7 protein-coding genes are annotated in these 12,414 nt (G+C 52.0%); all 7 read left to right on the top strand.

Annotated features, from left to right (window positions below; all coding sequences use genetic code 11):
• Positions 1–186: 186 nt before the first annotated feature.
• The 7 genes from B5F75_RS04185 (at position 187) to B5F75_RS04155 (ending at position 12,413) form a co-directional block, all read left to right on the top strand.
• Entirely contained in the window at positions 187–1,560 is a 1,374-nt protein-coding gene (locus tag B5F75_RS04185) for a hypothetical protein (protein WP_143351249.1), read from the top strand.
• Between the two features lie 25 nt (positions 1,561–1,585).
• The gene (locus tag B5F75_RS04180; protein ID WP_087288248.1) at positions 1,586–3,151 is read left to right on the top strand and encodes a hypothetical protein; all 1,566 of its coding nucleotides are present in this window, start codon (positions 1,586–1,588) and stop codon (positions 3,149–3,151) included.
• Between the two features lie 8 nt (positions 3,152–3,159).
• Positions 3,160–3,444 (top strand): hypothetical protein, encoded by a 285-nt coding sequence (locus B5F75_RS04175; protein WP_143351248.1) that lies wholly within the window; start codon positions 3,160–3,162, stop codon positions 3,442–3,444.
• Between the two features lie 12 nt (positions 3,445–3,456).
• A complete protein-coding gene (locus tag B5F75_RS04170; RefSeq protein ID WP_087288244.1) occupies positions 3,457–4,968 on the top strand; it encodes a hypothetical protein in 1,512 nt (503 codons plus the stop codon).
• 54 nt (positions 4,969–5,022) lie between these two features.
• Positions 5,023–6,546, top strand: a complete 1,524-nt coding sequence (locus B5F75_RS04165; RefSeq protein ID WP_087288242.1) for a hypothetical protein — start codon at positions 5,023–5,025, stop codon at positions 6,544–6,546.
• Between the two features lie 207 nt (positions 6,547–6,753).
• Positions 6,754–10,629, top strand: coding sequence for a hypothetical protein (locus B5F75_RS07355; RefSeq protein ID WP_087288240.1), 3,876 nt, complete (start codon positions 6,754–6,756; stop codon positions 10,627–10,629).
• 86 nt (positions 10,630–10,715) lie between these two features.
• Positions 10,716–12,413 carry a tetratricopeptide repeat protein gene (locus B5F75_RS04155; protein ID WP_158093771.1) on the top strand — a complete coding sequence of 566 codons (1,698 nt, stop codon included), beginning with the start codon at positions 10,716–10,718 and terminating at the stop codon, positions 12,411–12,413.
• Position 12,414: the final 1 nt, after the last annotated feature.

Raw genomic sequence — 12,414 nt, 5'->3', positions numbered from 1 at the left:
ATTATCGTCGTTTGTTTTGTCGCATTGCTTACGCTGGCTTCTTTTATGGGAGATGCAGATGAATCGTCTTTCGACGGATTTAACACCCGCGGGTACGATTTGGCCCAGATGCCCTTTTTAAATGACGAGGCGGAAGAATATCTGCTGGCTTCCAAATATCCGGATATGCAAGGCAACAATTCTACGATGCTGTATTCGGCTGCCGAAAAAGAAGCCCGCCAAGAAGAAGATGCCGCGGCCGCAGAAGAAGCGGCGGCGGAGGAGGACGTTTCCGCCAGCGGCATGGACTCGGCGGATTACGTTCCCGGCGGATATGGCGGTTCCGGCGGCGGGTATAGCGGCGGGGGGGCTTCCTCCGGGCCGACCCAAATCGGACAGTTGGATAATGCCAGCGTCAGCCACGCCAGCGGGAGCGGCGTTAACACTTCTTGGGGTGCCCCGCGGGGGGACTTCTCTCCGTATAAGAGCCAGGAAAAAGGAACCGAAGCGCCTTTTCAACAATTAAAAAACCAAGATGCCCGCCGGGCTTTGTCGCAGTTTGCGCAAACCAGCCGGGCGGCTGCCGGATTGCGCGATTCCAAAGGCGCCAACGCCAAAAGAGCGTTGATGGGCGGCCACGTGCAAGGCAGTGAAGCTTTTACGGAAAACGGTGTGGATTTAAGCAAAAGCGGCGGTCTTGCGTTGGATACAAATGCGCCGGTTTCTTCGGCCGATTTAAGTAATTTGGACGATGCCCTTTCCGATGCGGCACAGCAAGGCAAAGAGGAAAAAGACGAATTAACACAAGATATGGCTGACCGCCTGTTGGAACAGTTGTGGAGCGGAATGATTAATTTGGGTATGCAAACGATGGGCAATTTGCTGGGAAAAGGAATTGACGCCTTAGGTGGGGTGATGAGCGGTCATTCTGCTGGAAGACGATATAATAATCAGGTGGCGGAAGATATCTTATCCAAGGATTGGTCGGAATTGTCAGCTGATCAAAAAGATGTTTATTTAAAACTAACAGGAAAAACCGAAGCGGACATGGCGAATGTGAAGGGGCCCTTGCGCGATGATTATGCAAATTATAAAAAAGGCTTAGCGGGATCGGATACCTCTGCAAGCGAAAAATTTACACGTCCGTCGGAACGGCCCAGTACGGAATCTGAAACTGTAGAAATCGGGAAAACAAAAAGCAGCAGCAAGGGCAATGTCGATGCCAATCAAGCTGAGTTGCTGGAAAAAGAGAGAATAGCAGCTCTTAAAAAACAGGATAAAAAATGGGAAGATCAAATCAGAAAGGAATTTACATCTGATCTGAAAGCTAACCGTGACGGATCCCTGGCTGATACCTTTTACAACAAAGGATGGCACGAAGTATATGATGCTGAGTTTACCGCGCATACAGGGAGAACTAAAATTGATACAAGTAATTTTTCAACTGGGACTACTGGCGGGAAACAAGATATAAAATTTAAATCTCCAAGTGATTTTACTACACGTACACAGTATGAAACATATGTCAATGAGTTGCCAGTGGAGACGGATGTTAAAGAAGTTTTGTTAAAACGCAATTAGTTTTGTGAGAGATCGGGAGGAATTTATGAATATCTTTAAATGGCTGGGAAAAAGCGGCAAAATTGCCCTTTCCGCTGCGCAGGCAGTGGGCCTTTCAGCCGTGGTAGGGGTGGCGGGTATTGCTGCGTGGCAATACTTGGATACTCCTTCGGATAACACGGCTTTCAATCTGGGCGGGCAGTACAACCCGGGTGAAGTGGTTTACGTGGCCGGCGCCTCCGGCGGCTCGTATGGAGCCAATGGAGAGGTGCAGTCCTCCTTTTTGGCGACGCCCTCCAAAGCCATTGAGATGACGGAAAAATTTGCTCTTGCCCAAAAACGGGCCGAAGAATATGAGGACTCTGTTTCGGACGAGGCCTTGGCTCCTTCGAATCCGCAAGCGTATCAAATGGGCGGTACGGAAGGGTTAGGTATGGGAGCAAACCGCGCGAATGAAGAAGAATTAAAAAATAATCCGATGGCTTTTGCCAAACAATCGCTCTCCGGCGTGTCGGATGCCATTGCGCAAGCCCAAGCCCAAGCACAGGCCCAGCAAGCGGCCGCCGCGGGCGGACAAGCGCAAGGAGCGGCCCCGGCCGGAACGTTGGCCAGCGCCAGCCGCGATTGGGGCTCTTCCGCGGCGACGAAAGGCGGCAGCGGTGGTGGTGGTAACTCGTTTAATTCCTCTTTTGTCGTGCAGGACAGCACCAAAAATGGCGGCAAAGGGGCTGGTGCCGCCGGACAGAACCAGACGCCTGAGCAAATTATGAAAAATTTTCAATCGCAAGTGGCGTCTGCACAGGAAAATGCCCGCTTACGCGCCCGTGCCAGCTTTGGGGAAGATGAAATGCTGGCGTCTGATAAAAATTTAAAAGCTTTGGATGGCCGCTCTTCCAGAGAAAAATCGGACTTGGCTTTTATCCGCAAACGCTCTGCCGATGCCGCGGCTAACCGCAACCGTGCGGCAAACGAAGCCTCCCGGGCGTGGTTGGACGGTACCAAAGTTTCCGGCGGGATGAGCATCATTAGCGGCGAAAGCGTAACCACCGGGCAGGGGCAGGGATCCAAAGATTTTAATGATGCTACGGAAGCTCAATTAAGAGGGATTCAGACGTATGCAACCACCCCATTAGAGCAGAAAGCCTTGGAGCGCAAAAAAGCCAGAGATAATATCCGTATGTGGATGTGGATCGCCATTCCCACGGCGCTGGCGGCCATGGTGGCCATTCCGGCGGCCATTGCTTCCGCAGGATGGATATTTGGTGCTGGATGGATTTTTGCGGCCGCTATTGCGGCGGTTGCCTTAATTCCGGTGCTTTCTTTGTTAATAACCAGTGCCAAATACGCCAAAGAATACAGTGGTTCTTCCTTATCCACATGGGGTATAACCATTGGATCAATATTAACGGCCGGCATTGGCGCCGCGTTTATTCCCGGAGTCGGATTTGCCGTCAAGTGGGCAACTTGGGCCCAGTTATTGTTGGGCGGTGGTGCAGCCGGTCTGGGTGCGTTGGGTGCCTGGTGGGTAAACTCGGGAACGAAGGATGCAACCTTGGATTCGGAAAACCCGGACTTGGATATGAATGGGCAAAATGATGAGCAGAACAAATAGGAGTTTTTATGAATGAGAATAAAAAAAGATCTACTCATCCTATTCAGGTTTCGCGAAAAATGATTTTTATTGCGCGGGCGGTGGTGTTAATCGTTTTGCTCGTTTGGGTAATTGGTATTTTTTACTTTTATTCCCAAGTAAAAGAAACGGAACGGCAAATTGCCGAACTGAAACAGAAACAGCAACGAGAGGAAGAATTATTGCGCCGGCGGGCTATTTATCAGCGGGCTTCTATGGAACAGCAGGCGGTGCAATCGGGCGTGCAAAACGCGGTGGACGCATTGAAACAGTAGGGAGAAATGCATATGAATGTGTTTAAATTTTTAAAAAGCATATCCGGTAAACTGGTGATGGGTATCCCCCAGCTGACGGCTATTGCCGGGGTGGGTGTCTTAGCCGTTTACGGCGCCTATGAGGCGGATAATACAGTCGCCAACAAAGAACGTGCCCTGCGTTCGGTGTCGGCCATTAGCAGTTCTTCCGCGCAGGAAGGCCTGCGCCGCCAAAAGAACGGGCTGCTTACCTCTATTAACATCAAAGATTCGTTAAACCAAGTGGCTACCGCGGAAGAACGTGCCGCTATAGAAGCCGGTTCCGGTTCGGCGGATAACTTTGGGTTAGATGCGGTAGACAACATTAAAAATGTATCGTTCGGGCCTGCGGCGGAAACCTCAGCGACTGACGGCTTAGGCATGGGCGCCAATAAAGCGATGGAAGTGGGCTCTTCCGTGCGGAATGCGCCGGCGGGTTCTTCCTCCCAGGTGCCGGCGGGGGCCGTTGCGGCCGCCGCTATGGGAGCCGGTTCGGGAGAGGGTGCCGGGCCTACCTTGGCGTCTGCCTCTATGGCTCGGGCGTCTGGAAACGCTTTTAATGCTACCTCCGGCCCGGTGGCTTCTTCTTCCGGTTCCGGGTCTTCTGCGGCGAGAAGCTCTTCTGGTGTGGCATCCGGCGGGAGAGGAGCGGGCGGGCCTTCGGAAGGGTATCAATTTTCCGGTGCAATGCCCAGCGGCAGCAATGCGGTTTCCTCTTTGACCAATGCGCGCCGTTCCAGCTCTTTTACGGCGGGCGGAAGAGATTCTTCCGTTTCCAGATCGCGCAGATCGTTTAAGGAAAAAAATGAACTGAAAGATATTAGCAAACGTTCTGCCGATGTGGCTTCCAACCGCAACCGTGCGGCAAACGAAGCCTCCCGGGCGTGGTTTGCCAGTTATAAAAACTCGGGCGGTATGCAGATAGATGATCTTCCCAATGCTTCAGAATCTGGCGGTTCGGCTGATTTTGAAAACCCTACGCAGCAAAAACTGAAGGGCATCGGTGACTATATACCCACAGTGGATGAAGAAGCGGAAAAACAGGATAAAGCTCGTAAACGTTTGATGTGGATGGCACTGGCATTGGTGGCCGTTACGGTTGTTGCTATTCCGCTTGGATATCACTTGATTGCACAAGGGAAAAAAGCGGGCTTCTTGGGAATTTCCATGATGGCTTATGGCTGGATTGTCTTGGGCATTGCAATGGCTTATGCGGCAGTGGTGTTCGGCTTTGCGGCAGATTATCAACGGCACTATAAGGGATGGTTTATGCCACTAATGGGATATGGATTATCCATGGGAGCTATTGTTGCCTTGCTTTATGCTGGAATTTCAGCTGTCAAAGAAACTGGCTCTGCTGCGGCTAATGCTAAATTTATGGCAAAAGCAATGGGAGCCGTCAAAACAGTTGGTATGATGGGATTAACACAAGGCGGTTCTGCTTTGGTTCAGAAAGGCATGGAAAGTGATGCCAAAGCAAATGCGGATTCTAACCAACAGGCTTAATGAAAATCTAACGGAAGGAACGCTGAAAGGCGTTCCTTCCGTACGTATCAAAAGATGAAAGAACAAAATAAACAAACACAGACGGAAAACACTGTCAAACAAAGCTCCTTGGCGGTTTTGTGGGGGGAGCTAAAACGTCTTGCCCGCTCTAAAAAAGCGTGGGCGGTGTTTATTTTGTTCTTTTTTCTTCTTTTGCTGACGGGGTTGGTACCCGTTAGCAAAATTCCGTTTCTGCGCAATTTGGCTTGGGCCATGGGATACACCCCGGAAGAAACGCAGGAGATGTCTTTTTTAAAGGCGCTTTTGTCTTGGAATGAACATGCCAAAATAGCCCGCGGGGAACTGCCCGATCCGACGGCCGCCGGCGTGTTTGGAAACGACGGAGGATTTGCGACCGCGCATGAACGGATGACGGCGCAGAAAGACTCCAATTTAATCAATTTGCGGGCGGTCAATGTGGCCCTTGCCAATCAGGGCAAAGCGCGGGATTTGATTGCGGGTTCCTTTTCCGGAGATGATAACAAATCTCCTGCTGCCCGCATTACGGGGGACTCGGCCAACACCCAAGCAAATCAAACGGCCCCGGGGGAAGTCTTTTTCGGGGCGGATGCTTCCACCTTAGCCCGTGATCCCAAAGATGGATTTAATTCGGTAAACTCGCTTAAAAAAATTGCCAACCCTCATATTGCGGGCGCCAGCCAGAACGATTGGCTAGGGCGCTTGGTGGATAAAGCCACTCGTTCCGACGCGGGCCTTCAAAATCTGGCCAAATCGCTGGAAACGGGGGGGACGCTTTCGCAGTTAAATCCTATTACGGAAATCGGCAATCATAAAGCCCAGCGGGATATGTATTATGCCTGGCTGACGGGCATGAGTGCCCGCCGTACGCCCAATGTGGTGCTCAAAAAAACCTTAGCGAGCGCCGGTTTTGACGGGGCGGATATGCCTAAAAAGGTGTTTGATTCTTCCGGATTTTCGGGCATCGGTATTAATCCCGATGACGTGGTGGCCGATGTGGATACGATTAAATTGCGCTTGGAAAACGAGAAAGAATGCGAGCGGGCCATGAGTTCCTCCGGGGAGACGCTCACGAACCAGTTGCAGGCGGCAAAAGCCGGAATTAATGCGCTGGCCGCCGCCTTTCCGAAAACGTGCGAAGACGTAAACGGGGATTTTTCCAACCGTCTTTCCGTGTTGCGCAATCAATGCGAACAAATTAAACTGGCCTATTCGGACTTAAGCACTTTTTGCGGCGTAGCCGTAAAATCGGGCAGAGAGGGCACTTGTACGACCAATAATTTGCAGGGCCGGTACGATCAATACGCGTCCTATTGTGCAGAAGAACAAGAAAAATGCGCCGCTTTGGAAACCCCGGACGAGCAAAAAGCCTGCTTAGGCGAAATTAAGGCCGCGGCCGATTATGAAGAAGGCGACTGCTATAACGGCGGTTGCTCGGAAAGCGGCGTGGCAAATTTGGTAAAAGGCACGTTTAACGTAGGGGTAAACGGAGAACCGGTAGACCCCAATGCGGGGGATTTCTTCCCGGAGACGGATTGGGGAAGCATGAATATGTATTAAACCCCTTGAAAAAAATGGATTTAATTGTATAATAGAAGTAAGGAAGTGTGTATAAAGAAAGTTGTTACGGAGTGGGGGACCATCTCTGAACAACGCATTTCTTTATTATAGAAAAATGCAGTACGTGGAAGAATCTCCGACGGAGAAATTCTTTCCAAGGCTTTGAAAAAAGCCGAACCGGCAGTTTTATTTTGATAGGAGGCATTTATGCCAGAGGAAAAAAAGAAGGATAGTTTTACCTTTAGCGATAAGATTAAAAACAGCAAACCCGCTGCTTTTAAATCTTTTGCTAATCGTATTTCCTCCAAAATTGGGAGCGATGGCAAACCCAAAAAGACTCTCTTTGAGAGAACCAAAAGGGATGCCCCGTTCTTTATTGCGGCCTTGGTAGCATTGTTGTTGCTGCCGTTCCTGTATAAATACAGCGGGCAAGTAAATGAAGAACCGATGATTACTCCCGGAAGCGAGGAATCTATATTCGATCCCGAACGGTATGGTTTTGATACGGTTACCGGGGATCCGGAAGGACAGATTGCGCAACTTGCCGGCCGCGACCCCCTGAGCTTGATTAAAGGATTTGGCTCGGATGAGGAACCGGCGGATGATTCCAGTCTGTACGATATTGACCGCAGCGGTTTGGATGATTCTTCCTATACCGGAACCTCTGTGGAAGAAAATAATACCAACATTTACAGAAACACCGCAGCCCCCGCTACGCGTGCGGCTTTCCGCCGTGCGACGACGAAGATCAACCCGCTTTCTAATGCTGGGCTGACCAGCCGCAGCGGGTCTAAGCTGGGTGTCGGCATGTGGGGCGGCGGTTTAAAAACGGCCGCACAGCGTGTAGCGGCCGAAGGCCCGCGCAACAGTCCCAAACCGGTTTCTCTGCAGCCGTTGCAGGCGGCGGGTAAACCGAGCCGCAGTTATTTTGGGCAAGGCGCGGCGGCGGAAGCCAGACGTTCGAAAGACGCCATGTCTAAAGCCAACGCCATGCAGGCCTTGATGGACGCCCAAATGAGACCGATTGAACCCGGCAAAATTGGCGGGCTTTCGGGCGGTTCTTTTGGCCCCGGCGGCGGAAACGGCAATTTGGAACGCCGGTTTGCTTTTAACGGCAAAGAACCCTGGTGGTGGGATATGATGAAACGCCGCTCCCAGATGGAATGGGAAGCGCGGTTCAACCACAAATGGGATTGGATTAAATTCGGCGTCGGCTTAGCGCAGAAATTCTTGGACGGTTTCCTCTCTTGTATTATCACGGGGACGGACGACTGGTCTATGGGTAAATTTTTGGGCGCAAAGGCCGGTGCAGGATCTGAAGCCGAATGTGCCGGATTGACTGAAAAGGAATGGAACAGATCTTATCCGACGATTCCTTTTGATAAAGACAATTGCCGAGCCCATTTCCGCTATGGCATTGAGAAAGATGTTCAAGACCCGTGGGAAGGGAGCACCTCTAATGAAGTTTCCATGGGCCCCATTGCCCAGCGTATGGATTGCTTGAGCAACGGCTTGGGTGCCAGATTGATGGCTTGGTGGAACAGAGTTGCCGGCAAAAATGTGGGCACTTTCCCGGAAGCGGGCGACTGCAATACCTTTTCCAAAGACGGCGTCTATTATGCCGACTTCTCCAGCACCAAAGACGGTTGGAGCGTGTACCACTATGTGGTGGGTGTTCCGACGGCGCAATTAAACGCGTACTACAACCTGCCGCCGGATGAACAGGAAGCTGCTTTGGTGGTGGGATATATCGGTAAAGGCCCCGAATTTAACAGTAACATCACGGCGATTACGCAACGCAGCAATTTTGTTCCGATGTTTGTGGAAAGCGTTGCCATTAAAAATAAAAAAATCAAAAAGACCGAGTTGCAGGAAAAATCGCCTGAGGGCTACAATTACAGCGGCTATTGGGGCTTAAATAAAGAAGGCAAGGCGGGGGCTTTTAAAGCCAAAACGTATGATGAAGCCATTGCCAAGTGCCGCGCCATGAAGTGGCCTGTGCAGCAGGACTGTTTAAACGCCATCAACGAACAGGCAACGGATGTCGACAAAGCTAAAAAAATGGTAGCTTTGGTGGACGGCGGTTCTCTGCCCACTTACAAAGCGTTCATGGATACGCTTAGAGAAGGCGGCATCATCCGGGATGCGGTAAAAGTGGGAACGAAGCAAAATCTGGGTATTTCCACCAAAAAAGCCAAAGAAGGCAAAGATTGGGTAACGGGAGCGCGTTGTCCGTTCCCGCTGGTGCGCATCAGCTGCGATTACTTGGCGAATATCTCCAATAACAAAGGAGAAACGCAGCAGAGCTTTCCGTATGCGCATTTGACGTTTACGAACGGGATGATGGGTGCCCAGGCGTATAACGCGATGAAGAGCCGTTTCCTGCTCTCGTATACGATCCAAGGGGAAAATAACACCCAGCCCGCGGCGATTACAACGTCTACCAAAACGTCCGATGGCGGCCAGTGGTTCTATATTCCGCACCAAGATGTCCGGCCGTTTCAAGGCGCGTGGAGTGAAAATATCACCAATGCGGGTTTTGTAACCCAGAGCTTGGGCAAAGAACGCGCCAAGCTGCCGGGTGCGGGGGATGACTACCAAGTGGTAGCTACGTCTTCTGAAATTGCGGCATTGCGCAATGCCGGCGGGCGTGTCGTCATCACGTGGGAAGTGCGCCAGTGCGATTCGCTTACTACGGATGGCAGTTCTATTACCAAAGGCGGCTGCCAAAACGGCAATATCCGGGCGTTGACTGCAGACGGCAAGCCGGGCGCTGCGTTAGGCGCAGATAAACCGGGTAATATCGTCAGCACGGCCACTTGCTACTACAGCGACAATTCGGAGCCGATTGGTTTTGAAACGGACATAGAGGAAGACCCAGAAGATCCGCCGGCCGATGACCCGGAACCGGATCCGGAACCGGATCCGGAACCGGAAGGCACGATTACCTTGGAATTGGCCGATAAAATGAACGGCGATTTTGGCATTTCGTTCCGCTTTGCCAAGGAACGTGTAGCCTTGCTTCAATTCCCGACGATGAGCGTTTTTGCCAGAGGAGGCGAACGTTCCTATAAAAGTGCCTTGTCTACCGATAATTGTACGGCAGTAGGCAGCACGCGCAAATCCGGCCAAGGTTCCGCCAAGATGATGAACCAGGAAGAAGTCAAGAAATATGTGGACAGTGTCATCGCGGAAGTAAACGCCAGCCAAGAGTTTACCGATGCCAAAACGAAATTCGTCCATAGCGGAACCGTCACCGTGCCTCAGTTGGTAGACGCCATGACGATTGCGTATTCCCGCAATCCGCAGGCGCAGGTACCGCTGAACGTGGTCTGCGCGCTGGGTAAGACGATTGGCTACAACTCGTATGATCCGCAGATGATCCAAGAAAAAGAAGTTTGGAGAAATACGTTTGGTGCGTTTGCCGCCTATACGGGGCCGAACTCCTCGTACTTCCCGGCTTTGTTTGCGGTTGATGCCGACGGGAAAAAGATTGTAGACCGCCGTTTCTTAGGTTGCGGTTCTGCCCAAGAAGTCAAGGGAACGACCGTATATGCTAAGAAGGAGGTAGTCCCTTATCACTACGGACGCTATAACTGGAACCATAAAAGAGTCGGCGATCGCGCCCGGTATTCCACCTATGCGGGCAGCACGGGCCGTGATTCTTACTTAAAGCAAATTACGGAGGGCGGTTGGGCCAAAAACGGGTTTAACCCGTCTACGTATCCGCTGCATGCCATTGCGGATGCGGTAGGCTTTGAGCAGCAGATATCTGCCACGGATAAAGAGCTGGCAGATTTCAGCACCAACGCCACGATTGACGATATCAACCGTCAAAACTACGTTCGGGCGTATTCCCGTATCTTTAACGATTCGGATACCTCGTGCGGCTTAGAAGGCAATATGCCGGTGGCGGAAGCGCTGCAGTATGTTGGCGCGGTATGCGTAAACGGCAAAAACGCCAAACCGAGCAATGGAAATTTCTCGGCGTGCGGAGGCCAGTATAAGCGGTCTTCTGCCACCGGAACGCCTGGCGGACAAGTAGCCGGTGAAACAGTGACTGAATCAGTTACGATAGAATAGTTTGAACAACAAAATCCCCGGGTTGATCCCGGGGATTTTTTATGCCCTGTTTGCCCCGGCCGTCTGTTTTTATTTATCATATACATATGAACTGGAAACGCACGTTGGCCCTGCTGGTAGGAATGGAAATGCTTTTTGGGGCGCACCCGCCTGGTGCGGGGGCCTTTTTCCCGTTTTCCTTTCGCAAGCAGGAGCTAAAGACCGACTATTCCCAAACCGTGTGGGACAGAATTATGCTGGAGCAGTCCGTTACCGATATGCGCCGCGGCATGGGGGAAATGGCGCAAGCCCGCTATAAAGACGCGTCTAACAGTTTTGCCAAAGCCGTGATCAAAAATTCCAAAGACCCGCTTCCTTACTTGCTGCTGGGCGCGTCGCTTTACTGGATGGGGCAGGTGGACTCGGCCGAAAGTGAATACCAAGAAGCGCTTCGTTTGGATCCTTCCAATGCCATGGCTTACCAATTGCTGGGGATTGCCAGCGGCTGGAAGGGAGACGTGCCCCAGGCGCAGGAATACTTTTTAAAGGCCAACGCGCTCGATCCCAACAAGGCCGACACGCATATGAATTTGGGTTCCACCTACGCGGTGCAGTTAAATTTGGATAAAGCGCTGGAACATTTCCGCCGCGCCGCAGAACTCTCCCCGCGCGAGCCGCTGTACCACTATCAGCTGGGCACGCTTTACGAGGCCTTGGGGCGGGATGAACAAGCCGAAAAATCGTTTAAAAAAGCGCTTAAATTATTTCCCTATTACGAAGACGCCCAGCTGAGCTTGGGGGCTTTATACGAAAAATTAAACCGCCCGCAGGACGCTTTAAAATACTATAAAAAGGCCGTACGCACCAAACCGGGGGACTATGTGGCCCGCCTGCGCTATGCTTCTTTACTCATGCGCCAAGGCGAGGCGGACAAGGCACGGGAGGTGCTGGAGGAGGCGTTTTCCATTACGCGTTTTAAGGCGGACGGATTAGCGCTGAATGCCGTCTACCGCGCCAGCGGCCGCGGGGCGGAGGCTTTTCGCGAAGAAATACGCCAGTTTCAAAACAGCTTGGAAAAAGTATCTCCGTCCAAAACGGTCAATATAGAAGTGTCTTTGGAATATAACCCCGTTTCTTCTCCCCAAAACGCTTCCGATTCCCGCCGCGGCAACACATTTGAGCAGGCCTACCAGCGCCTGCGGGCGGACGGCAATTTGGCGGGGGCTTCGGCCTCGCGCACGTTTAAACGCATTTTTTCGCTTCCGGCGGGATCTTCGCAAGAGCGCGCCGAGCAGATTGAACAGTTTGTAGCGGGCTTGGAGCAGACGCTGGCCCAAGCGGGCGAGGGGTATAACATTAATTTATCTTTGCAGGGCCGCACGCCGGACTACGCTTCCCCTTCCGCTCTGACGCAGGATAATACCACGGCCCCAAAAGCCGTGTATGACCCGCGCATCGTAGGCAATGATATGGGGCTTTGGGTCATGGGACGCACATGGCTTGCGTTTGTGGACGACGCAGAAGAAGAACTGGCCGATTATGCGCCGCAGTGCCCGGCAGACGGATTGTGCCGGTTGCTGCAGGGTGTAGCGGCGCTGGCGCGCGGAGACGCCGCGCTGGCGGCGGACGCGTTTGAGCAAGCCGGGAAACAAGCGCCGCAGGACGCGCTGGCATGGCTTGGACTAGGGACGGCGGCCGTCGTAGCGGGGGATGATGCAGCCGCCCAAAATTATTACCGGCAGGCGCTAAAAGCAGATCCCAAAAATAAAATAGCCAAACGCAATTTAAAAATACTGGCAGATTAAC

This window comes from Elusimicrobium sp. An273 (assembly GCF_002159705.1).
In the GTDB taxonomy this organism is placed as follows: Bacteria; Elusimicrobiota; Elusimicrobia; order Elusimicrobiales; family Elusimicrobiaceae; genus Avelusimicrobium; species Avelusimicrobium gallicola.
This window is presented reverse-complemented; position numbering and strand designations above follow the sequence as displayed.